This is a genomic window from Thiofilum flexile DSM 14609 (genome assembly GCF_000380185.1).
Lineage (GTDB): Bacteria > Pseudomonadota > Gammaproteobacteria > Thiotrichales > Thiotrichaceae > Thiofilum > Thiofilum flexile.
The window spans coordinates 1-23,288 of sequence record NZ_KB904753.1 but is presented as its reverse complement, the minus strand read 5'-3'; the positions used below and the strand labels follow the sequence as shown (position 1 = coordinate 23,288).

The 23,288-nt window shown below is 45.1% G+C and carries 19 protein-coding genes; 12 read left to right on the top strand and 7 right to left on the bottom strand.

The genetic code is table 11. From position 1 onward, the window contains the following. Positions 1-2: 2 nt before the first annotated feature. Entirely contained in the window at positions 3-344 is a 342-nt protein-coding gene (locus A3IK_RS0104820; protein WP_020558849.1) for a Rieske (2Fe-2S) protein, read from the bottom strand. A gap of 18 nt (positions 345-362) precedes the next feature. Further along, the gene (gene mtnA, locus A3IK_RS0104815; RefSeq protein WP_020558848.1) at positions 363-1,418 is read right to left on the bottom strand and encodes an S-methyl-5-thioribose-1-phosphate isomerase; all 1,056 of its coding nucleotides are present in this window, start codon (positions 1,416-1,418) and stop codon (positions 363-365) included. A 386-nt stretch (positions 1,419-1,804) separates the two neighbouring features. Between mtnA and tcmP the strand changes: the two genes are divergently transcribed. Continuing rightward, positions 1,805-2,722 (top strand): three-Cys-motif partner protein TcmP, encoded by a 918-nt coding sequence (tcmP, locus tag A3IK_RS0104810; RefSeq protein ID WP_020558847.1) that lies wholly within the window; start codon positions 1,805-1,807, stop codon positions 2,720-2,722. On the opposite strand, the gene A3IK_RS0104805 is transcribed toward tcmP, so the two are convergent. The 3 genes from A3IK_RS0104805 to vapB all read right to left on the bottom strand — a co-directional run bounded on the left by A3IK_RS0104805 (position 2,708) and on the right by vapB (position 4,198). Then, positions 2,708-3,451 carry a DUF5131 family protein gene (locus tag A3IK_RS0104805; protein WP_020558846.1) on the bottom strand — a complete coding sequence of 248 codons (744 nt, stop codon included), beginning with the start codon at positions 3,449-3,451 and terminating at the stop codon, positions 2,708-2,710. The two genes, tcmP and A3IK_RS0104805, sit on opposite strands and share 15 nt — an antisense overlap. A 108-nt stretch (positions 3,452-3,559) precedes the next feature. Further along, the gene (gene vapC, locus A3IK_RS0104800) at positions 3,560-3,961 is read right to left on the bottom strand and encodes a type II toxin-antitoxin system tRNA(fMet)-specific endonuclease VapC (RefSeq protein WP_020558845.1); all 402 of its coding nucleotides are present in this window, start codon (positions 3,959-3,961) and stop codon (positions 3,560-3,562) included. Continuing rightward, the gene (vapB, locus tag A3IK_RS0104795) at positions 3,962-4,198 is read right to left on the bottom strand and encodes a type II toxin-antitoxin system VapB family antitoxin (RefSeq protein WP_020558844.1); all 237 of its coding nucleotides are present in this window, start codon (positions 4,196-4,198) and stop codon (positions 3,962-3,964) included. Between the two features lie 351 nt (positions 4,199-4,549). On the opposite strand from vapB, the gene ubiG reads away from it, so the two are divergent. From ubiG to A3IK_RS20160, 3 genes are all read left to right on the top strand, one after another. Continuing rightward, the gene (gene ubiG / locus A3IK_RS0104790; RefSeq protein ID WP_020558843.1) at positions 4,550-5,260 is read left to right on the top strand and encodes a bifunctional 2-polyprenyl-6-hydroxyphenol methylase/3-demethylubiquinol 3-O-methyltransferase UbiG; all 711 of its coding nucleotides are present in this window, start codon (positions 4,550-4,552) and stop codon (positions 5,258-5,260) included. Between the two features lie 4 nt (positions 5,261-5,264). After that, positions 5,265-5,852 (top strand): hypothetical protein, encoded by a 588-nt coding sequence (locus A3IK_RS0104785; protein ID WP_040848694.1) that lies wholly within the window; start codon positions 5,265-5,267, stop codon positions 5,850-5,852. Positions 5,853-6,264: 412 nt separating this feature from the next. Continuing rightward, positions 6,265-9,249, top strand: coding sequence for an Ig-like domain-containing protein (locus tag A3IK_RS20160; RefSeq protein WP_020558841.1), 2,985 nt, complete (start codon positions 6,265-6,267; stop codon positions 9,247-9,249). 76 nt (positions 9,250-9,325) lie between these two features. Here the strand turns inward: A3IK_RS20160 and narL are convergent, their stop codons facing one another. After that, positions 9,326-9,976, bottom strand: coding sequence for a two-component system response regulator NarL (gene narL / locus A3IK_RS0104775; RefSeq protein WP_020558840.1), 651 nt, complete (start codon positions 9,974-9,976; stop codon positions 9,326-9,328). Beyond that, complete coding sequence (locus tag A3IK_RS18540; RefSeq protein WP_245539455.1) at positions 9,966-11,855, bottom strand: type IV pili methyl-accepting chemotaxis transducer N-terminal domain-containing protein; 1,890 nt, start codon at positions 11,853-11,855, stop codon at positions 9,966-9,968. The genes narL and A3IK_RS18540 overlap by 11 nt, the downstream gene beginning before the upstream one ends. A 296-nt stretch (positions 11,856-12,151) precedes the next feature. Between A3IK_RS18540 and A3IK_RS0104765 the strand changes: the two genes are divergently transcribed. From A3IK_RS0104765 to A3IK_RS0104730, 8 genes are all read left to right on the top strand, one after another. Continuing rightward, positions 12,152-13,423: an MFS transporter gene (locus A3IK_RS0104765; RefSeq protein WP_020558838.1), complete on the top strand. Its 1,272-nt coding sequence runs from the start codon at positions 12,152-12,154 to the stop codon at positions 13,421-13,423. A 31-nt stretch (positions 13,424-13,454) separates the two neighbouring features. Next, a complete protein-coding gene (locus A3IK_RS0104760; protein ID WP_020558837.1) occupies positions 13,455-15,062 on the top strand; it encodes an MFS transporter in 1,608 nt (535 codons plus the stop codon). A 103-nt stretch (positions 15,063-15,165) separates the two neighbouring features. Continuing rightward, a complete protein-coding gene (locus A3IK_RS0104755) occupies positions 15,166-18,918 on the top strand; it encodes a nitrate reductase subunit alpha (protein ID WP_020558836.1) in 3,753 nt (1,250 codons plus the stop codon). Then, the gene (gene narH, locus A3IK_RS0104750) at positions 18,915-20,465 is read left to right on the top strand and encodes a nitrate reductase subunit beta (protein WP_020558835.1); all 1,551 of its coding nucleotides are present in this window, start codon (positions 18,915-18,917) and stop codon (positions 20,463-20,465) included. Before A3IK_RS0104755 ends, narH begins: the two co-directional genes overlap by 4 nt. Continuing rightward, entirely contained in the window at positions 20,462-21,145 is a 684-nt protein-coding gene (gene narJ / locus A3IK_RS0104745; RefSeq protein WP_020558834.1) for a nitrate reductase molybdenum cofactor assembly chaperone, read from the top strand. The genes narH and narJ overlap by 4 nt, the downstream gene beginning before the upstream one ends. Before the next feature lies 1 nt (position 21,146). Next, on the top strand, positions 21,147-21,824 hold the full coding sequence (gene narI, locus A3IK_RS0104740; protein WP_020558833.1) for a respiratory nitrate reductase subunit gamma: 678 nt from the start codon (positions 21,147-21,149) through the stop codon (positions 21,822-21,824). Positions 21,825-21,827: 3 nt separating this feature from the next. After that, complete coding sequence (locus tag A3IK_RS18535) at positions 21,828-22,631, top strand: peptidylprolyl isomerase (protein ID WP_020558832.1); 804 nt, start codon at positions 21,828-21,830, stop codon at positions 22,629-22,631. A gap of 107 nt (positions 22,632-22,738) precedes the next feature. Further along, positions 22,739-23,107 (top strand): NnrS family protein, encoded by a 369-nt coding sequence (locus A3IK_RS0104730; RefSeq protein ID WP_020558831.1) that lies wholly within the window; start codon positions 22,739-22,741, stop codon positions 23,105-23,107. The last annotated feature ends 181 nt before the right edge of the window (positions 23,108-23,288 follow it).

Below are 23,288 nucleotides of genomic sequence, written 5' to 3'. Positions count from 1 at the left end.
CCTTAAGACTCAATAGATAGCCATACTACACGATCTCTAATTTCAATAGATAGCGGGGTCAATGATTTTCCCGTACAAGGCCCTGCAACACACTGCCCCGTTTCCAGCTCAAACAAAGCCAAATGCATGGCACAGACAATTAGCTCATTATTTTTATCTAAAAATTGGTGCGGATTCCAATTCAAGGGTAGATGCTGATGCGGGCAATGATTTTTATAAGCTAGGTATTGATCGGTTGCGGTTTTTACTAGAAAACCATCCACTATTCCCTGCTCTGTTTGAACTTCAAACCCAAAACTGGAGTACTCAGCCAATTCGTCTAAAGTACTCACTGGATATAACATAAGACCAATCCTAGTAGCTCACGCTTGCATGAGTTGGGCAAGTTTTTCAGTACTAGGATGATAGATGACACCTTTTTCTGTCACCAGCACATCAATAAGCTCAGCGGGTGTCACATCAAAAGAGGGATTCCACGCATCAGCACCCGGTGCTGCAATACGCTGATTACCCACTTGTAAGACCTCATCAATAGAGCGCTCTTCAATGGGAATATCATTCCCCGTCAGGGTAGCTAAATCAATGGTACTGGTCGGCGCGACTACTATAAACTTTATGCCATGATAACGCGCATTCACCGCCAAACTATAGGTGCCAATCTTATTCGCCACATCGCCATTAGCAGCAATACGATCTGCTCCAACAATGACAGCAGCAATACGCTTAGTTCCCATCAGTGCCGCCATAGCACTATCAGGGACTAATTTATAAGGAATATGATCTTTGCCCAATTCCCAAGCGGTCAGACGTGAGCCTTGCCACCAAGGACGAGTTTCACCCACATAAATACGCTCAAACTTACCATCAGCATAGGCGCTACGAATCACACCCAAGGCCGTACCATAGCCGCCTGTAGCTAATGATCCGGTATTACCATGGGTAATTAAGCCGTGAGCCGAGTCAATTAATTGAGCACCAAGCTGCCCCATTTGATAATTCGCGGCAATGTCGCGGCTATGAATGGTTTTCGCAAGTTCTAATAAAGTAGCAATAGGATCACCATCAATCCGCAGTAGCGCATCACACATACGTTTGAGTGCCCACTTTAAACTGACTGCGGTAGGGCGAGCATTAGCTAGAATATCCTTTTCGATTTCTAGACGATTACGCCAGTCATTGGGGTATTGTTTATAGCTTTTACGAGCGGCTAAGACCAGTGCATAGGCTGCCGCAATCCCAATAGCAGGTGCGCCGCGTACCACCATATTACGAATGGCTTCTGCCACATCTTCTGCACTATATAATTCAATATACTGCTCATTATGCGGTAGTTTGCGCTGATCAAGGAGAATGAGATGGTCATTTTTCCACTCTACGGCTCGAATGGAATCATGTTGGTTCTTAACATTATTCAACATAATATAACTACCTTTACAGTGGTACTACTGCGGACAACACTCATGACTATACTATTGCTTTATTAGTTTTGGCGCGCTGGATTTTAATGGTTGCTTAAGATAACAAAATACTTTCCCACTATGCCATTGTTAACGACAAGGGGCTTATTGTCGCTATCCTGCCACATATTGAGACCGTGCGCCAACAGAAGGTCAGACAAATCAGCTCGCTAGTCGATTTTTTCTTGTTTTTATCATAATGCCTTTAGATGTTAGTTCTATTGTACAAATTTTGCACACAATCAATAAGTTGACAAACTTTTAATCAAAAAAGTAGAATTTTCAATAGTATTGAATCTATTCTTTACCAAGTACTAATAGTGCTCTAAACATGAGAAAGGCGAAATATGGCTCATAAATTTGGTGGTGCATGGACTGAAATTAAACTGGCTATTTTACGTGATTACCTCTCCTTTTATACCAAAGCTCTACAATATCAACCCACAAGGGAAAATCCCTTTCAACTAATGTATATCGATGCTTTTGCAGGTACAGGCGAACGCGAGCAGATCATACAAGAAGCAGCCCCTTTATTTAACGAAGAAAAGGAAGTAGACATTTTAGATGGATCAGCTCGTATTGCCTTGGCTACTCAACCAGCATTCGCTAGTTATCACTTTATTGAAAAGAAGAAGAAACACTATGAGCGTTTGCAAGAAATTGTACAATCTGAAGAATACAAACACTTAAAAGATCGAATTAAACTTTATCATGCTGATGCTAACAATCAGCTTTCAAGCATTATTCACACCTACCTAATGGGTAGAGCTAGCTACCTTACGCGAGCAGTTTTATTTCTTGATCCTTATGGTTTAGGTGTTGAGTGGTCTACCTTACAACAAATCAATGCTACTGAGAAAACAGACTTATGGTTTTTATTTTCTCTTTCTGGCCTGTATCGTAATACATCAATAGAGTTTGATAATATAGAAAATTATAAAAAACAACGGATTAACACTATTTTTGGCACTGATGAGTGGCAGCGTATTTTTTACTCAAATGAGTATACCGATAAGCAAGGGGACTTATTTGGGGGCTTTTCTAATAAGACTACTCGAACTGCTAGTATTAAAGAATTAGAAAACTATGTACATCAGCGTTTATCAAGCTTATTTCACTATGTAGCTCAACCAGTACCCCTACCCGTGACAGGTGTACAGCAATTTTCTTTATTCCTTTGCGTTTCCAATAAAGGACAAAAAGCTACTGATCTAGCAAAACGAGTAGCTAATGATATTATACGCAATCATTTAAGGATGCGCTGAAAGTGGATAACCATCCCATTGTTTACCATGAAGCAAACGTCCATTAAGATTCTTGTTACGCTTTTTACCATCGGCACCCCACGTGCCCCACTGCTTAAAAAAGAAAGCCGCACCTTGAGCTTCACATTGTATTCTGACGTTATCTGCCCATTCGGGACGCATAGGGCGAGCCTGACTACCACTTTCTCCCCCTACAATCACCCAATGAATACCTTGTAAATTAATTACCCCTATATCCTCCAATAATGGCTCAACTGACAGAAAACGAATTCTAGCTTTGACTGTACGTAAAGCATTTATACGTGGAACACCATATTTTTTATCCTCCACTGTAACACCTTGCCATACATTCTGAGGTATTACTCGATCAGTATAATATTCTGCCATACGCTCAGCGCGTTTAGTTAATATCTGATAGGTATGCTGAGGAGTTTGGTGAATCACCCGCATGACTTGATCAATATAGGCAAACGGTACATCCTCATGAAATAGGTCTGACATACTGTTTACAAAATATAAAGTGGGCTTTTTACGCTGTAAAGGCTCGCTCAAACGATCTGGCATCAGTGATAGCTCAAAACCATTACTATAACCTGGTGTTCCCATCGCCTTTAGGCGCACCGCCATTGTTTCAGCATAGCAGTGTTTACACCCAGGAGATATTTTGGTACATCCCGTCACTGGGTTCCACGTCCGCTCAGTCCACTCAATCTTACTACTATTGCTCATAATGTAGTCCTACCATTTTTAGCTACTCTAAGATTTTCCGAGTTCTCTAAAGTAAATCCCGAACAAAATACGAACTAAATAATAGATCACTATACTATCTGAATCCAATTAATTCACCCAACCCTCCAAACGCAGCCCTGCTACACGACTAAATTCACGGGTATTATTAGTCACTAGCACTAAACCACGAGATCGGGCATGACCTGCGATCATCATATCGTAGGGGCCAATTGGTTGACCCAGCGCATAGAGTTCGGCTCGAATCTGCCCAAAATGATCGGCTGCACTATCATCAAACATTAATACCTCCAAACGTGCTGCCAACCCCTCAATATCCTTACGATTTTGCTCAGGACGTGACGAGCGCTCTACTCCAAAAATTAACTCACCCCATGTCACTGTCGAAATAGCTAGCTGCCCTTCGTAACGTTTAAATGCCTCACGTACCGATGCCGGACGATTTTTAATCGTATAAATAACCATATTGGTATCCAACAAATACCGCAGCATCTAAAGTAGCTCCCGAATCTGATCATTAGGTTGCAGACGCTCATCCATAAAATCAGCCGTACAATGAGGGTGATCAAACCAATCATCCCAACTTTCATGGAGTGGGGTAATAATTCGCTGCCTACCTAGCGCTACAATTCTTACTTGTTGCACTTCACTAGGTAGCTCTACGCTTTTAGGCAAACGTACCGCTTGGCTTCGATTACTCTTAAAGAGCGTTGTTTGTACATTACTCATCTTGTATATCCTCATGACATATACAGCTCAATCATAACCCGATTCCGGGCTTAAATCCAAACCTATAGCACACTGATTGGTCACGAATTATTCACATACATACCTTTGATGATTTATTACTTATGGCACAGCAAAACCAAATAATAGCTTGAATAGTATGGATGAAATGCATATTGCTGCTTGACTTGCTAAAATGCCCCCACAACACCACTGCAAAACCTGCCACCAACCCAACAGGCGCTGCATATGGCAATGATCAAGGTCACTTAATGCGATAGATTTATTGCCAATAATGGATCTTAACCAACAGCTCTGTCTGTAATGCAGACTGTTTTACAACTAGGATTATGCATGAGTACTGCAACAACCAATGTGGATTTAAATGAAATCCGCAAATTTGAAGATATTGCCCATCGTTGGTGGGATCAAGAAAGTGAATTTAAACCACTCCATGCGATTAACCCGCTGCGTCTTAACTATATTGATGAGCGCGTACGCTTAACCGGAAAAAAAGTCGTCGATGTGGGCTGTGGCGGCGGGATTTTAGCCGAAAGTATGGCACGGCGTGGCGCTATAGTGACAGGTATTGATCTGGGTGAAACCCCTTTATCCGTAGCACGCCTTCACGCGTTAGAGTCTGGGATCACGGTGGATTATCGCAAAGTCAGCGCTGAAACTTTAGCAGAAGAAATGCCTCAAACCTTTGATGTTGTCACTTGTATGGAGATGTTAGAGCACGTGCCTGATCCCTCTTCGGTGATCAAAGCTTGTGCCACTTTAGTCAAACCCGGCGGGCAAGTTTTTTTCTCCACCATTAATCGTAATGCTAAAGCCTTTGCTCTGGCAATTGTAGGTGCGGAATATATCTTGAATATGCTCCCACGGGGTACACATGAGTACGCTAAATTTATCCGTCCATCTGAGCTAGAGGCTTGGGCGCATGAGGCTGGTTTAGACTTGCAACACACTAGTGGTTTAACTTATAACCCCTTGTTTCAAAGTTATCGCCTTGGACGTGATATTGATGTTAACTATATAATGTATTTTAGAAAGGAAGATTAATTTCATGGTAAGTGTTCGCCGTCTCGCCCCCGTTTTGTTACTCGTCGCAGTAACTTCGACAGGGTGTGCAGTGCAATATGATGGAGTGAGTATGACTCCAGGGTCTACTCAGCCTCAAGTGAATAACCTTTCCCCCGAACTTAAAAAAAATATTAGTGAACTACAAACCGCCTTACAGGCTATGAGTCCTAGCATAAGCCCGCGCGAAGCAGCGGATGTCGCTTATGATGCTTATATTTATCCACGCCACTTAGCGAATGAGTGGGGGCTAACATGGCCTCCTCTGTACCATAATGTGTTACGTAATGCGAAAAAACGCCCTGCAGGTTTATGTACCGACTGGACGCAAGCTATGCGTACTCATATGTACAAAAAGAAACTCAAAACCTTTGATCTGTGGTGGGGTGTTGCCTATAAGGGTAATGCATGGCGCGAGCATAGTACTCTAGTCATGACCGCTAAAGGCAAGCCTTTTGACAGTGGTATTTTATTAGACCCGTGGCGTAATTCGGGTGAATTATTCTGGAGCCGTGTTCCAGACGATGAAGATTATCCTTGGAAAGTATTCCAAGACCCCTCAATGGCACGCTAACTTACTAACCCTTTTTATGCACCTCTTTTAGCTACAAAAGCAGTCTTTTTTATTAGAAGGCTGCTTTTGCTCCCAATCGCTAGCTAAGCTGCTCCCACAATACCCATCGTAAAGTAAGCATTCTCAGTTTATTCATAATAGCAAATTACCCTTGCACATTTTTTAATAAAAACCTAAACTACTCAGTCACTTAACGATAAGCAGTTGGTTAGGGTTATGTTGTTGTTATTAATATAAAAATCAATAGGCTGCTTTTATTACTAGCCATGAGGTGCTTCGTAGTATTTGATCCTTTACCTATAAATCACACATAAAATCAACATCTTAAATATACACTAGTAAAGCTATTTCTCTCGATCAAATACTCAAGTCTAAATAAAAATTAGCTTCTGTTTTGTTTGGGGAACTATTCGTGTCTAAATTCTTTGCTCAAAAAGCATCTACTCTATACATCAAAACTATACTGAGTTGGTCTTTTATTTTCATTTTATTCAATCTATCCAATGCCTATGCAAATAGTTGTGGCACTGTACAAGCCGAGATTGGTACGCTCGATACTCAGCATATTATCCCTCCTCAATATGTCCCTAGTGCTCTCATTATTGACAATATTAATCAACAATTTTTATGGTTATCTACACCAGAAGAAGGCACTGTCACCATTACGCTAAAAAATGCCCTAAATGAGAGTGACCCGACTCAAGGCTTAAACCAAACCGTTACGATTACCAAGAGCTCACCATTACGCTTAAATTTAAATACAGCTCCTTATGGGGGAGCGACCTATGCCGGGCTTGGTATTGTTAATGATGCTGACATTGCGAGCGTTAATCGCACGGATGGCATAGTTTTGCAGGGAGATAAGCGCTTCTATGCCCAGGTTCGTCACTCCTCAAAGAGCCAAGGCAATTTTTTAATCGCTAAAGGCCAGACCGCCCTCGGACGCCGTTTTCGTACTGGGCATTTATGGACCAGTAGTGATACTGCTAAAATGCATGTTCGCTCCCATAGTTTTAGTATTATGGCGACTAAGGATAATACCACGGTTAATATTAGCGATTTACCTGCTGGCGTTACGCTTGTCCAACCCATTCCTAATCCGCTCGTTTTAAATAAATACGAATCTTTTATGGTGGGGATGCGTCTGAATGCAGGTAATAATGTCCAGCCTACCCTAGTCAATGAACTCAATGGCACACTCATCACGGCGGATAAACCGATTGTGGTGAATTCAGGCTCGTGGTTAGGGGGAGGAGAAGACATAGAGCAAGATATTGGTATGGATCAAATTATTCCTGCTAACTTACTCAGTAAGGATTTTTTATTAGTGCGCGGAGTCGGTACGGATAATACCGAAGTCCCGATTGTCGTTGCGGATAAAGATAACACCATTATTTATGCCAATGGCGGTTCTCAACCTATAGCGACCATTAATGCAGGGGACTATTATGCGCTGCCGGGACATTGGGGAGCTGATAACTCGCTTTATATTCGCACCTCCCAACCGGCCTATGTCTATCAATCAACCTCTTCTAATTTATCCGGCAGCGGAACAGGCTTAAACTTTATCGCTGGACTGCACCCTAGTTTAGAAATGCAAGAACTCGTTCTGCCTCAAGTAGAGCAAATAGGGGATGCGGCCATGACTATCATTGGTGAAAAAGAGGCTCAAGTATTGGTAGATAATCAACTACTCACCCAAGGCACACCTCTCAGTGGTAATGTTAATTACCTCCAATACAACATACTAGGCAAAACAGGGACGGTAAATGTTACAGCCGATCTCCCTTATTTAGCGACCTTAAGTACCGTCGCAGGCTCACGGGGAGCGGCGGGTTATTTCGTAGGCTTTCCTAACTCCTTCGCGGTGCGTGACACAGTTTTAGTACGTCCTCGCCAAGCCTTTACCATCGATCCTTTAGCCAATGATGTCGCCTCGGTTTATGACTTTGATTTGAATCAGATCTGTACCCCTGCCCAAAATGGACAAGCCACCCTAAATACCAATGGCACAATCAGCTATCAAGCCAATCCTAATTTCCTCGGCGTCGATCAGATCAAATACGGTATCTATGACGCGGTAGAGGGTATTTATGATAGTAGCTATATTGAAATTGAAACTGATCTAGATGGAGATGGCGTGGGAGATACCATTGATATTGATGTCGATGGTGATGGTATTTTAAATACCGTTGAGGGTGATGCCGATCCTGATCAAGATGGTATACCTAATTATCAAGACTTAGATTCGGATGGCGATGGTATCCCCGATCTCATTGAGGGACAAGGTACACCAAGCTATATTAATCCGCTCTATTTCGACGGGGATCAAGATGGTTTAGATAATAGCTACGACTCTGCCACTAGTGCGGGAGTAATTCCGGTTGATACCGATGGGGATGATACCCCTGACTATCTGGATACCAATAGTGATAATGACTATCTCTCCGATACGCAAGAAGCCAACCTCACACTCAACGGTCAAGATCAAGACCTTGATGGCATCGATGATGGTGCAGATTTTGATACCCAAAACTTTGGTTTTACCGCTCAAGCGACCACTCAAGTATTACAACTCTATCCTGTTTCGACTTCAGGCACGGAAGTATTGTGGCGTTTTCAATCCCCAGCTCTACGGGTACGAGCTTTGCTACAAGGCGCTTATCAAGAGGGCTTAATGCGCGATGATTTACGTTCTTTACAAGTTTTACCTCTCGCCCAGCCCTATAACTATGCCCCTTTTAATTATAATGGCACCGAAACCTTAGCACCGGAACTGCTCACGCTGACTACCTCCGATGCTCCGGTAGATTGGGTACTTGTTGAACTCACTCGTGAGGGAGAAACCACACCGGCTATACAAAAGGCGGCTATCTTGCAGCGCGACGGTGATATTGTCGATGCCGCTACTAATGACACCACGCTACTCTTTCCGACCTTACCTACCGCAACCTACTGGGTATCTGTTAAGCACCGTAATCACCTAGGGGTTATGACTCAAACTGCGCTACCGTTTTCAACAACGCCGGTTAGTGTTGACTTTACCCTAGCTACAACGCCAGTGTATGGCACTCACGCACGCATAGAGCAAGGCACTATTGCTTTACTATGGGCAGGTGATGCGGATAGTAATGGCACCATTACCTCGAATGGCCCCACTAATGATCACACTCAGGTACTCAATCAAATCATTAGTGATGCCCACAATAGTGTGACCAATAGTAATTTTAAAGCGACTGGCTACTCTACGGCTGACCTTAATTTAAATGGCATTACCTTATTTGCTGGCCCAGAAAATGATATTAATTTATTAAGCAGTAATGTGGTCTTACACCCCGCGAATCAAAGTACAGCGGCTAATTTCGTGTTTCAGCAGCAGGTCGAGCCTAGCGAATAATCGGTAGATACGGCTAATCTTAACTCTTAGGTAGTAGAGCTACTGCCTAAGAGTTTCAATCAACAGCTTATCCGTCTTATCTGTGCTGCTCTACAAACCACACCGCCGCCTCGACCCGCGAGCGTAGATTTAGCTTACGTAGCAAATGCTTCACATGCACTTTTACCGTCCCCTCGGTAATGTTTAATTCCCGTGCTACTAATTTATTACTTTTACCTGTCGCAACTCTTTCTAGAATGCGCTGCTCTTGTTCGGTTAATCCTGCCTCTACAGTGGTCTTGGGGTGAGCTGCGTCATGGCGCATACTATGAGCTAAGATATTAATCAGGCGCTCAGTCAGAGTAATATGCCCCGCCGCTGCTTCAGCGAGCTTTTCCACTAGATCTTCTGGTTCCATTTCTTTTAGCAAATAACCATCTGCGCCCGAACGCAAGGCCGCAATCAGGTCATCCGCTTGATCAGAGACGGTCAACATGACCACTCGCGCATCCGAACCAGAGGCTTTAATCACTTTTAAAACCTCAATCCCACTCATATCCTTCATATTCAGATCTAGCAGAATCATATCGGGGGTCAGCTCAGCCGCCAGATCAATACCCTCCTGCCCACAAGAAGCTTCCCCTACAATCGTGAAATCAGGAATCATATTCACTAAATAGCGCACCCCTTTACGAAACAAAGGGTGATCATCCACGATCAATAGGCGTTGTGGTTCTTCAGGCAGCATAAGGAATCTCTACAGTCATAGGAGTGGAAGATGAACTTTGATGTGGGGTAAAAATCAGCCGCACTCCCGTACCACCTTGCGGACGCGCATAATAGACCAATTTACCCCCTAATGCTTGCGCACGTTCATTCATAATCGTAATACCATAGTGATGCAAAGAAGCATTGGCTTGAATACCAATCCCATTATCCTCAATTAATAACTCTACCTTATTAGTATCTTGGGTCTTTAAGCTCACCCACGCCTGTTGTGCACGGGCATGTTTAAGAATATTAGATAAGCCCTCACGCACAATTTGCAGTAAATGAATCTCTTCATTCGGGGTGAGGTGTAAAACGCCGAGATCAATATCCAATTGAATCGGGAAATCACCGCGCTCGGCAAATTCGGCGGTGGTTTGCGCTAAAGCCATACCCAAATCAGCCCCCTCCATACGCAGCCGAAACGTAGACAATAATTCTCGTAACTGCTGATAAGAACAATGCAATCCTTCGCGTAATTCCTCTAAAGCCTCTGCCACCTCATGTGCCGTTGCGGGGTTTTGAATCGCCATGCGTAGGCGACTGACTTGAATTTTCATATAAGCGAGTGATTGGGCGAGTGAGTCATGTAATTCACGCGCAATGACTGCTCGCTCCTCTAATAAAGCGACCCGCCGATTTTGCTCAATACGTTGTTCGGAGGCGAGCGTCACACTAATATGATGCGAGAGCGCTTCTAATAATTGTAATTGCCACAGCTCCGCCTGTTTATCCGCCGGAATATCAATCGCTAATAAACCATAATGCCTATCAGTATTAGTAAGGGGCAAACGTATAATAGGTCTACCCGACTGAGTAGCTGGCTCTAACCCTACCGTTTTAGTATTTTGGCACTCCTCACAATTAGCCATTTGTAAACATAAAGGAGACTGTTGATTCGGAGCCGTCGTAGCGATAACCGTACCCTGTTTATCATGATCCCCTTTTAAACATAAGGTTCCCACCCCCAAACCTAAAGTCGCTTCAGCGTCTTTTAATACCTTATAAAACACTTCTCGACTCGGAGAAATACCGTGCAACTGTATAATCGAACGATACAGCAAATCTAATGAGCGATTACTACGAGTCAATTCTTCCGTTTTTTGTTCCACACGAGTTTCTAGATCGCGATAAAGCTTAAATAAGTCCTCTGCCATCAAATCAAAAGCTCGCCCTAGATACCCGATTTCATCCTCACCTTTTAGCCCCGAACGCACAGTTAAATTACCACGGCGTATTTGATCGGTAAGGCTCAATAAATCCTTGAGTGGATTAACTAAAATATTACGAATAAGATAAATGGAGAGTAATACCATTAATAAAGTGCCAATCACTGCCACCCCTAAAACTATGCGTAACACTAATATTTTTGCTTCTGTCGCTTCTTCAATTTGCTTTACTAAATAATTAATCGTATCCACAAAATACGGAATAGCACTTAATAACTCTTCATTACTTGAGGCACTAATGATTTGTAGTGCTGGCATAATGTTCTGTTGCCAATGCGTTTGAATAGCCTCATAGGTGAATCTCAATGAGCCATTTGCATCGGTAGGTAATACCGATTGAATTGAATCCGAAGTAAGATCTTGTTCAAATTGTGTGATGGCCTGCTCAAGACGGGTACGTTGTAGCGGATCGTCTTTATGTACTAACTGCTGATGTATCGAGGCCATACGCCAACTTTGCATGCGTAAACTACCCGCGATATTAATAGCCTGACCACTGCCTTGGGTAGTTTCGGCAACCATCCACGAAGTAGACATGCCTAAAATAGCCAGTAAGGTGATAGCTGCAATCATTCCCCCTAAGCGAAACAGCAAAGAGTTTTGCAATTTAGTCCACGCCAACGATTTCAAAATATTACGATCCCTGCCGATTAAAATACTGAGCACTCCACTATGCTTTATTATAGTACTACCACTAGTGAAACAAGACAGAATCCTAGGTATACCCCTAATGATCTCCCGTCACCCTATAATAAAGCCACTACCCAAATAGTTTTTATATAAAACAAATAGTTAGTTAAAAATCACCTATACCACTAAAGTGGTATATCCGTGTTTATTACCCCTTATCTGCCCACTAGTCGTTGCCTCAGTAGCAGCGTACAACTAGGTTCACCGTCTATTCAGACAAGCGAGATAAGTGAGTTATGGCAACACAACAATATAAGGCATGGTCAGTCGTTATTATGAGCACGCTAGCATTTACCGTGTGCTTCATGATTTGGATGATGTTTGCTGTTATTGGCATTCCGATTAAAGATTCTTTGGGTTTGAATGAAACCCAATTTGGTATTTTAGTAGCAACCCCCGTATTAACCGGCTCACTAGCCCGCTTACCCCTAGGCATGTGGACGGATAAATGGGGCGGGCGTCTAGTCTTTTTTATTTTAATGTTATCAACCGTTATTCCTATTTGGCTGATTACCTATGCTACGGAATATTGGCAGTTTTTAATTCTGGGATTATTTGTTGGGATTGCGGGGGGGTCTTTTACCGTTGGTATTGCCTATTGTGCGCGTTGGTTTCCTAAAGATCAGCAAGGTACTGCTATGGGAATTTTCGGAGCCGGTAATACGGGTTCGGCAGTCACTAAATTAGTGGCTCCTATGATTGTGGTGAGTTATGGCTGGACTATGGTTCCTAGGGTTTATGCGGTTTTAATGCTGATCACGGCCATTATTTTTTGGTTTTTTACCTTTACCGATCCTAGCCATAAAGTTGCTAAATCAGTCACGGTCAGTGAGCAATTAGCGGCACTCAAAGATCCTCGCGTTTGGCGCTATAGCCAATATTACTCCATTGTATTTGGTGGCTATGTAGCGTTATCACTCTGGATGACAAAGTATTATATTTCAGAATATGGCTTTGATCTTAAAACAGCCGCTGTTCTAGCCGCTGCATTTAGTATTCCTGGAGGCTTATTACGCGCAGTCGGTGGATATTTCTCTGATAAATTTGGGGCGCATACCATTACTTGGTGGGTACTATGGGTTGCTTTAGTATGCCTATTTTTCCTCTCTTATCCACAAACTACTTTTACCATTAAAACCATTGACGGTGATGCCACTTTCCATTTCGGTTTGAACTCCACTCTATTTACTATTTTCATGTTTACCTTAGGAATTGCCTTTGCGATTGGTAAAGCTTCGGTTTTTAAATATATCTCAGATGATTATCCACAAAATATTGGTGTCGTTTCAGGCGTCGTTGGATTAGCCGGAGGTTTGGGTGGTTTTCTCATGCCTATTATGTTTGGAATGCTCGTGGATTTAACCGGCATTCGTTCGTCTGCCTTTATGTTGATGTTTGGAATTGTTTGGGTATCGCTCATGTGGATGTATTTCACGGAAGTACGCCCTGTATATGCCGACTTGCATATCCAGCAAGAACGTTTGCGCCAACAAACTCAGCCCCAGTGATTCGCGTTATTTATATTTTAAGGACTTTCTTATGAAAGATATCCAACAATGGGATGTGGAAAATAACACATTCTGGGAACAGACTGGCAAAAAGATTGCCAATCGTAATTTATGGCTGTCGATTCCAGCCTTGCTGTGTGGGTTTGCCATCTGGAGCATGTGGAGCGTTATTACGGTACAGATGCTCAATCTAGGTTTTCCCTTTACCAAAGAAGAGCTATTCACCCTCACCGCCATTGCCGGAATTTCCGGTGCTACCATGCGTATTCCCGCCTCGTTCCTAATTCGCCTCGCGGGTGGACGCAATACTATTTTTCTGACTACCGCGATGTTATTAGCCCCTGCCTTAGGGACGGGATTAGTACTCCAGCATCCTGATACTCCGCTGTGGGTATTTCAACTGATGGCTCTTTGGTCAGGTGTGGGCGGGGGTAATTTTGCTAGCTCCATGTCTAATATCAGCACGTTTTATCCTAAACGCTTACAAGGTACAGCACTCGGTCTTAATGCGGGTTTAGGTAACTTTGGTGTCACCACGATGCAAATCGTCATACCCCTTGTGATGACTGTAGGGATATTTGGCGCTCTCGGTGGCGAATCCATGATCCTGCAAAAAGATAGCGGTTGGATTTTTGGTAAAATAGCCGCTGGTACACCGACTTGGATTCAAAATGCGGGTCTAGCATGGGTAATTTCACTAGTACCACTCTCCATCTTATGCTGGTTTGGGATGAATAACCTCAAGACAGTATCACCCGACACTGGTAGTCCCATCGTAGCCTTTCTAAAAATTACCTATCTCTACTCGCTGGTATTCATTCCTTCGATTGCCATCCTTTATCTATACCTACCCGCACCTACTGGACTAGGGCTGCTGAATATGTGGATAGCCATTCCACTGGATATTTTAGCGGCACTCTTGATTATGCGTTTAGCCGCGTTTGGAGCCATGAAGGAAAACGTAGCCAAGCAATTTGCTATTTTTAAGAATAAACACACTTGGTCGATGACGGCTCTCTATGTAGTCACCTTTGGCTCATTCATTGGTTTTTCTATGGCATTACCTTTAGCTATTACCGTTATTTTCGGGTTCCAGCACTTACCTGATGCAGCAGGTGTCATCACTCATACTACCAAAAACCTCAATGCTCCTTCAGCCCTTACTTATGCGTGGATTGGCCCGTTTGTAGGTGCTGCTATTCGTCCGGTAGGGGGATGGATTTCAGATAAGGTTGGTGGCTCCATTGTGACTCAGGTGGTTTCTGTAGTGATGGTAATTGCCTCTGCGGCGGTGGGCTATGTGATGATGCAGGCTTATGCGTCTCCTACTCCTGAACTCTATTTTCCTGCCTTTTTGGGTTTATTCATTGTGTTATTCGCAGCTAGCGGCATTGGTAATGGTTCCACTTTCCGCTCTATAGGCTTCATTTTTGATCGCGCTCAAGCAGGCCCTGTACTCGGCTGGACTTCGGCTGTAGCGGCCTATGGCGCTTTTATCGCCCCCGTTGTGATTGGTAATCAAATCCAAGCCGGTACACCTGAATATGCCATGTATGGTTTTGCGATTTTCTACGCACTATGCCTGATTTTGAACTGGTGGTTCTATCTGCGTAGCGGTAGCGAAATCAAAAACCCTTAATACCGGAGAAATAATGTATGACTACTCTACTTTATGACCCCACCCCGCAGATCGCCACTGATGTTCAGGGTATCTGTAGCACTACACGGGAGCATTGCTTGCTATGAGCCACTTTATTGATCGATTGAATTTTTTTAAACGTACCTCACAACCCTTTTCCGACCAACACGGCGCGACAACCACTGAAAATCGTGACTGGGAGAATGGCTATCGTCAACGCTGGCAACACGACAAGGTAGTACGCTCCACGCATGGGGTAAACTGTACCGGCTCATGCAGTTGGAAAATATATGTCAAAAACGGTTTAATCACGTGGGAAACACAGCAAACGGATTATCCTCGTACTCGCCCTGACTTACCTAATCATGAGCCGCGTGGCTGCCCACGGGGGGCTAGTTATTCGTGGTATACCTATAGCGCTAACCGCCTCAAATATCCCTTGATACGTAGACAGCTAGTGGAATTATGGCGCGATGCTAAGGCTAAAAACTCCGATCCGGTCACAGCATGGGCTTCCATTGTGGAAGATCCGGTCAAGGCAAAATCCTATAAAACCCGTCGTGGTTTGGGCGGCTTTATTCGCTCAAATTGGGAAGAGCTAAACGAGCTGATTGCAGCCGCCAATGTGTACACGGCCAAGCAATACGGCCCCGATCGTGTGATTGGTTTCTCACCTATCCCCGCTATGTCAATGGTGTCGTATGCCGCCGGAAGCCGTTACCTCTCCTTAATTGGTGGGACGTGCATGAGCTTCTACGATTGGTATTGCGACCTACCACCCGCCTCGCCGATGGTATGGGGTGAACAAACCGATGTACCAGAATCTGCCGATTGGTATAACAGTAGCTATATCATTGCGTGGGGGTCGAATATTCCACAGACTCGTACACCGGATGCGCATTTCTTTACTGAGGTACGCTATAAAGGTACGAAAACGGTTGCGATTACACCGGACTATGCCGAGGTCGCCAAGCATGCTGATCAATGGCTAAATCCCAAGCAAGGCACTGATGCTGCCTTAGCGCTAGCGTTTGGTCATGTGATTCTTAAAGAATTCCATCTGGATAAGCCGAGCACTTATTTCACAGATTATGTGCGCCGCTATACTGACTGGCCTAATCTTGTTTTACTAGAAAAACGTGAGGATGGCAGCTATCAAGCCGGACGCTTTGCGCGTGCTAGCGACTTTGTTTCAGGTCTAGGCGAGGAGAAAAATCCCGATTGGAAAACTGTAGCGATTGATGATGCCACCGGTGAAATCATTTCCCCGAATGGCTCCATTGGCTACCGTTGGGATGGCAGCGGTCAATGGAATTTGCAACAAAAGGATGGCAAAACTCACACTGACATTACCCTACGCCTCTCATTAGTAGAACATCACGATACGGTGGTGGACGTAGCCGTCCCTTATTTTGGTGGTGTGCCTAGTGATTACTTTGCGGGTAATACCATTAAGGATATTCTCAAATATAAATTACCCGCCCGCAAAGTCACCTTAGCCGATGGCTCGGAAGGTTTATTAGTCGCGGTTTATGATCTGAATATGGCGAATTACGGTATTAACCGTGGTCTGGGTGATGATGACAGTGCTAAAGACTTTGATGATGCTAATGCACCCTATACTCCGGCTTGGCAAGAAGCGATTACAGGTGTACCTCGCGATAAAGTGATTCGCATTGCGCGTGAATTTGCTGATACTGCCGATAAGACCAAAGGTAAGTCGATGATTATCGTTGGGGCGGGCATGAACCACTGGTATCACATGGATATGAATTACCGTGGCCTCATTAATATGCTGGCTATGTGTGGTTGTGTGGGGCAATCGGGCGGTGGCTGGGCGCATTATGTGGGACAAGAAAAGCTACGCCCACAAACTGGCTGGTTACCGTTAGCCTTTGCCCTCGACTGGAGCCGTCCTCCTCGGCAAATGAATTCGACCTCCTTCTTTTATAATCACGCTAGTCAATGGCGCTATGAGAAGCTAGAAATCAAGGAAATCCTCTCGCCCTTAGCTAACCCTAAGCGTCAATCCGGTAACTTGATCGACTATAATGTGCGCTCCGAGCGTATGGGTTGGCTACCTTCTGCACCACAACTCAATACTAACCCGCTACATATCGCAAAAGCTGCCAAAGCCGCAGGCATGAGTCCAGTTGAGTACACCGTAGCAGGACTTAAATCAGGCAAGATCGCCTTTGCCGCAGAAGATCCCGATAATCCACAAAACTTCCCGCGTAACCTATTCGTGTGGCGCTCAAATTTATTAGGCTCCTCAGGTAAGGGGCATGAGTACATGCTCAAATATTTGCTGGGTACTAAACACGGTATACAAGGCAAAGATCTCGGTGAAATGGGGAGCAGCAAACCGCAAGAGGTTAAATGGCATCAAGACGCGCCTGAGGGCAAGCTGGACTTACTCGTCACCCTCGACTTCCGTATGTCTACTACCTGTTTATATTCCGACATTGTGCTACCTACCGCGACTTGGTATGAAAAGGATGATCTGAATACCTCCGATATGCACCCCTTCATCCATCCGCTGACTGCTGCGGTTGATCCTGCATGGGAAGCGCGTAGTGATTGGGAAATCTACAAAGGGATTGCTAAAGCCTTTTCTCGCGTCTGTGAGGGTCATTTAGGCATAGAAACCGATTTAGTAACCCTACCCTTATTGCATGATGCTCCGGCTGAACTCGGTCAAGCGATCGGTGTGAAGGATTGGAAAAAAGGCGAATGTGAGCTGATTCCGGGTAAAACCGCCCCCGCATTTATTGCGGTTGAGCGTAATTATCCCGACACTTATGCGCGTTTTACCTCGATTGGTCCTTTACTGGAGAAACTGGGTAATGGTGGTAAAGGTATTAATTGGAATACCGACATCGAAGTTGCTTTCCTCGGTAAACTCAATCACCAGCACACTAGCGGCAGCAATGAAGGCCGCCCACGTCTAGACAGTGCGATTGATGCGGCGGAAATGATTCTCTCGCTAGCGCCCGAAACCAATGGGCAAGTCGCGGTAAAAGCATGGGCTGCTTTATCAAAAATCACCGGCATCGACCATACTCATCTCGCACGCTATAAAGAAGATGAGAAAATTCGCTTCCGTGACATTGTTACCCAACCGCGCAAAATCATTTCTAGCCCTACCTGGTCCGGTTTGGAAGATGAGCATGTGTCCTATAATGCCGGATATACCAATGTGCATGAGTTAATCCCTTGGCGTACTCTGACGGGAAGGCAACAGTTCTATCTGGATCATGACTGGATGCGTGACTTTGGTGAAAGTATGCTGGTCTATCGTCCACCCATTAATACCAAAACCATTAAGCCGCTGCTTAATCAAAAATCGAATGGCAACCCAGAACTGGCTTTGAACTGGATTACGCCGCATCAAAAATGGGGTATCCACTCAACCTATACTGATAACCTACTCATGCTCACCCTATCACGCGGGGGGCCGATTGTATGGATGAGTGAAGCCGATGCCAAAACACTCGGTATTGTCGATAATGATTGGATTGACCTATTCAACACCAATGGAGCCATAGCCGCTCGTGCAGTAGTCAGTCAGCGCGTTATGCCCGGCATGGTCATGATGTATCACGCTCAAGAGAAAATTGTGAATGTCCCCGGCTCTGCCATTACCGGCGAACGGGGCGGTATTCATAACTCTGTCACCCGTGTTTGCCCCAAACCCACGCATATGATTGGCGGTTATGCCCAATTAGCCTATGGCTTTAACTACTATGGCACGGTGGGTTCTAATCGTGATGAGTTCGTTATTGTGCGCAAAATGACCAAAGTCGAATGGCTCGATAATGAAGGCAATGACTATGAGCAGGAGGCAGTAAAATGAAAATTCGTTCCCAAGTCGGCATGGTGCTGAATTTAGACAAGTGCATCGGCTGCCATACCTGTTCGATTACTTGTAAAAATGTCTGGACTTCACGCGAAGGCATGGAATACGCGTGGTTTAATAATGTCGAAACCAAACCCGGTATCGGCTATCCCAAAGAATGGGAGAATCAGGATAAGTGGAAAGGCGGCTGGTTACGCCGTGCCGATGGCAAAATTGAGCCACGTATTGGTGGAAGGTTTCGGATATTAGCCAATATCTTTGCCAATCCCGATTTACCTGAAATTGATGACTACTACGAGCCTTTCGATTTTGACTATCAACACCTACACAATGCACCGGATAGCCAGCATCAGCCAGTAGCCCGCCCCCGCTCATTGATCTCAGGTCAGCGTATGGACAAGATCGAATGGGGGCCAAACTGGGAGGAAATTCTCGGTACTGAGTTTTCTCATCGGCGCAAAGATAAAAACTTCGAGCAGATTCAAGCAGACATTTATGGTGAATTTGAAAATACTTTCATGTTTACCCTGCCGCGTTTATGTGAGCATTGTTTGAATCCGGCGTGTGTCGCCTCTTGTCCGAGTGGTGCGATTTATAAGCGTGATGAAGACGGGATTGTCTTGATTGACCAAGACAAATGCCGAGGCTGGCGTATGTGTGTCAGCGGCTGCCCCTACAAAAAGATTTATTACAACTGGAAGTCTGGAAAATCTGAAAAGTGTATTTTCTGCTATCCGCGTATTGAGTCTGGCATGCCCACCGTCTGTTCTGAAACCTGTGTCGGACGGATTCGTTATCTAGGGGTATTGCTCTATGACGCTGATAAAATTGAAGCGGTCGCCAGCACCCCCAATGAACGCGATCTATACGAAAAACAATTGGAGGTATTCCTCGATCCCTTTGACCCAAAAGTGATTGAACAGGCAAAAAAAGACGGTATTCCCGACGGTGTGTTAAAAGCCGCACAAGAATCTCCGGTCTGGAAGCTAGCAATGGATTGGAAGCTAGCTCTACCCTTACACCCTGAATACCGTACCCTACCCATGGTGTGGTATGTGCCTCCCCTTTCTCCGATTCAGTCCGCGGCTGATGCGGGCAAAATTGGCTATGAGGGTGTTTTACCGGATGTGGATAGCTTACGTATTCCCGTGCGCTATTTAGCCAATCTATTGACCGCAGGTGATGAGGAGCCGGTGAAATTAGCCCTCAAACGCTTAATGGCTATGCGTCAATATAAGCGAGCCGAAACGGTAGAGGGTATTCACGATACTCGTGCACTAGAGCAAGTCGGTTTATCCGAGGCTCAAGCCAAGGAAATGTACCGTTACCTCGCTATTGCTAATTATGAAGACCGTTACGTTATTCCCAGCAGTCACCGAGAACTGGCCCGCGATGCCTTCCCAGAGCGTGGCGGTTGTGGTTTCAGCTTTGGAGATGGTTGTAGCGGTAGTAGTAACAATGAGGTCAACCTATTCGGTGGGCGTAAGCAAACAGTAACGATGGTACAAAAAATTGACTTCGTGAAACAGGAAGTCAACTCATGATCAAAATTTTTGTAGTCATTGCACGTTTACTAGACTACCCCAGCGCTGAGCTGCTAACCGCCCAAACGACCTTGATGGAGGTCGTGCGTGAAGAGACCCGTTTGCCCCTAGCGCTACGTAGTTCCCTAGTTTCATTTATTCAGCGCCTAGGGGCACGCGGTTTATTGGATGCACAGGAAGATTATGTCTCCACCTTTGATCGTGGGCGTTCACTATCATTACTGTTATTTGAACATGTACATGGTGAGTCGCGCGACCGTGGACAGGCAATGGTGGATTTGCTGCAGCAATACCGTGATGCGGGCTTAGAGTTAAATATTAAGGAGTTGCCGGATTATATTCCGCTCTATCTCGAATACCTCGCTACCCGCACTGAAGCAGAGGCTGCTCAAGGTCTAGGTGATATTCACCCCATACTCGCGCTGCTATCGGCACGCTTACAAGAGCGTGATAGCCCTTACCATCTCTTGTTTGATGCGCTACTCGCAATGATTGGCATTCAGCCGAATATGGCTGAATTACGCGATAAAGTAGCGATTGAATCCCGCGATGATACCCCGGCTGCATTGGATAAGGTGTGGGAAGAGGAAATGGTGCGCTTTGTAGAAGACAAAGGCAGCTCCTGCCGCCCCACTCAAGCCGCTAATCAAGCCTATACGCTACATTTTAGGGAGAACTGATATGTCTTATTTTGATGCAATTTTCTTTGGACTGTACCCCTATGTAGCAGGTACGGTATTTCTGCTCGGCAGTTGGCTACGTTACGACCATGCACAATACACATGGCGGGCAGGCTCTAGCCAAATGCTAAATAAAACCCATATGCGTAAAGCCAGCAATTTATTCCATGTGGGTATTTTGGTGATTTTCTTTGGACATCTAGTAGGTTTACTGACCCCGCATTGGGTCTATGAACCCTTTATGTCGGCAGGCACCAAACAAGTCCTAGCCATTATGGTGGGGGGTATTGCCGGTATAGCCTGTTGGTATGGCGCACTACTGTTATTCCTGCGCCGCATGAACGACCCACGAGTACGGGCAACAGGCTCGACGATGGATCTGGTCATTATTGGTATTTTGCTAGTACAAGTGACCCTTGGCTTACTGACTATTATTCCGACCTTAGGCCATTTAGATGGTAGCAATATGCTAAAACTCGCCGAATGGGCGCAAGCCATTGTGTTTTTTAAAGGGGGTGCCGCTGCTCATTTAGCCGATGTGGGGATTATTTTTAAGCTGCATATTGTCCTAGGTTTAACCATTTTCCTGCTCTTCCCCTTTACTCGCTTAGTACATATTTGGAGCGTTCCGCTGCAATATGTGAATCGTCGTTATCAGATTGTACGGGCAAGGGGTTAAGTAATGGATATTGGGATATATCGCCCTCACTCTGAGCCTACCCCTCCCACATTGGGAAGGCCAGAGGTGCGGGTTGGCTCACGTATTTTAACGGAAGCAACCATTGCACAGGAGTTGCAATATCATCCAGCCGAACAAATGGAAGAAGCCTGGCAGGCAGCGACCACTAGTCTGGTCATTCGTGAGCTATTAGCACAACGGGCTGTTGCCTTACACATTGAAGCCGCTAGTGAGGAAGAACGCACTGCCCTACTGTTGGAAAGGGAGCTGCAAGCACCTGATCCAACAGAGGCGCAGTGTTTTCACTATTTCCAAAACAATCGGCAACGTTTCCAAACTCCAGTATTGTTAGCGGTGAGTCATATTCTGCTACCTGCAGCCCCTGATGATATGGTGCAACGCGATCAACAACGCCAACTAGCAGAGCAATTACTGCGACAATTGCAAGCTGATCCGGCAAGTTTCACAACACTCGCTCGGCAATATTCCGCTTGTCCCTCTTCAGGGCAAGGAGGCAGCCTTGGGCAATTGTCACTAGGGCAAACGGTGGCAGAGTTTGAGCGTCAAGTATGGCGACTGCCTGTAGGTTTACATAATCAGCCCATAGAAACCCGCTTTGGGTTTCATGTGGTGCGGGTAGATCAACGCGAAGAAGGTAAGTCCTTGGACTATGAACTCGTTGCCGCGCGTATTCGGGTATATTTACATGAGCAAGTGACACGACGGGCATTAGCGCAATATTTACAAACATTGGGGCTGGCTATTGGTATTGAAGGCATCACATTTACGCCTGCCTGCAGCTCATAGACGCCCTAAATAATAGGTTTTTTATGTTGGCACTAAAGGGGCTGAACGAGTATGGTGGGTTTTATAAATCTTTGTGATCTATTTTGAGGCTTGGTTCACGAAATATTATGTTACAAATTACTGATCCCACTGACACGCCCCCGCGCTTTGCGTTATTTCAACTAGGCTTCCGCCCTTTCTTTTTGGCGGCAAGCCTGTTTGCTGTTTTTGGCACTTTGGCATGGGTCGCTTTGTATAACTTCCAATGGGTAGGTCTCCCTGCTACTTATCCCCCGATGTTATGGCATGCGCATGAAATGGTGTTTGCCTATGCCTTGGCGGTAATTGCTGGGTTTTTATTAACGGCTGTTAAAAACTGGACGGGCTTACCCACCCTACATGGCTATAGTTTGGCAGGTTTGTTCGGCCTATGGTTCATTGCTCGTCTCTTACCCTTTACTGGTTTACAGGGCAATCGCTTGAACCCTGCTATATAAATAGAGGATAAGTAAGGCTTTTACTCCGAGAGCCGTCAAGATGCCAAACACTCCTCCTATCCCCCCTACCCAATGCCCACCTCCTGCCAATGCCGTAAGCCGTCTGATGGAACATCTGGCAAGCCTACGCGATCCGCGCCAACTCGCCAAAGTGATCTATCCGCTGCCCGAGATCCTATTA

Excerpts from the sequence above, each read along its gene's own strand:
- narL (WP_020558840.1), bottom strand. The coding sequence starts at position 9,976 with ATGCTGCCTGAAGAACCACAACGCCTATTGATCGTGGATGATCACCCT.
- A3IK_RS0104760 (WP_020558837.1), top strand. The coding sequence starts at position 13,455 with ATGAAAGATATCCAACAATGGGATGTGGAAAATAACACATTCTGGGAA.
- A3IK_RS0104805 (WP_020558846.1), bottom strand. The coding sequence starts at position 3,451 with ATGAGCAATAGTAGTAAGATTGAGTGGACTGAGCGGACGTGGAACCCA.
- vapB (WP_020558844.1), bottom strand. The coding sequence starts at position 4,198 with ATGAGTAATGTACAAACAACGCTCTTTAAGAGTAATCGAAGCCAAGCG.
- narJ (WP_020558834.1), top strand. The coding sequence starts at position 20,462 with ATGATCAAAATTTTTGTAGTCATTGCACGTTTACTAGACTACCCCAGC.
- vapC (WP_020558845.1), bottom strand. The coding sequence starts at position 3,961 with ATGCTGCGGTATTTGTTGGATACCAATATGGTTATTTATACGATTAAA.
- narH (WP_020558835.1), top strand. The coding sequence starts at position 18,915 with ATGAAAATTCGTTCCCAAGTCGGCATGGTGCTGAATTTAGACAAGTGC.
- A3IK_RS0104755 (WP_020558836.1), top strand. The coding sequence starts at position 15,166 with ATGAGCCACTTTATTGATCGATTGAATTTTTTTAAACGTACCTCACAA.
- A3IK_RS0104765 (WP_020558838.1), top strand. The coding sequence starts at position 12,152 with ATGGCAACACAACAATATAAGGCATGGTCAGTCGTTATTATGAGCACG.
- A3IK_RS18535 (WP_020558832.1), top strand. The coding sequence starts at position 21,828 with ATGGATATTGGGATATATCGCCCTCACTCTGAGCCTACCCCTCCCACA.
- tcmP (WP_020558847.1), top strand. The coding sequence starts at position 1,805 with ATGGCTCATAAATTTGGTGGTGCATGGACTGAAATTAAACTGGCTATT.
- narI (WP_020558833.1), top strand. The coding sequence starts at position 21,147 with ATGTCTTATTTTGATGCAATTTTCTTTGGACTGTACCCCTATGTAGCA.
- mtnA (WP_020558848.1), bottom strand. The coding sequence starts at position 1,418 with ATGTTGAATAATGTTAAGAACCAACATGATTCCATTCGAGCCGTAGAG.
- A3IK_RS0104820 (WP_020558849.1), bottom strand. The coding sequence starts at position 344 with ATGTTATATCCAGTGAGTACTTTAGACGAATTGGCTGAGTACTCCAGT.
- A3IK_RS0104785 (WP_040848694.1), top strand. The coding sequence starts at position 5,265 with ATGGTAAGTGTTCGCCGTCTCGCCCCCGTTTTGTTACTCGTCGCAGTA.
- ubiG (WP_020558843.1), top strand. The coding sequence starts at position 4,550 with ATGAGTACTGCAACAACCAATGTGGATTTAAATGAAATCCGCAAATTT.
- A3IK_RS0104730 (WP_020558831.1), top strand. The coding sequence starts at position 22,739 with ATGTTACAAATTACTGATCCCACTGACACGCCCCCGCGCTTTGCGTTA.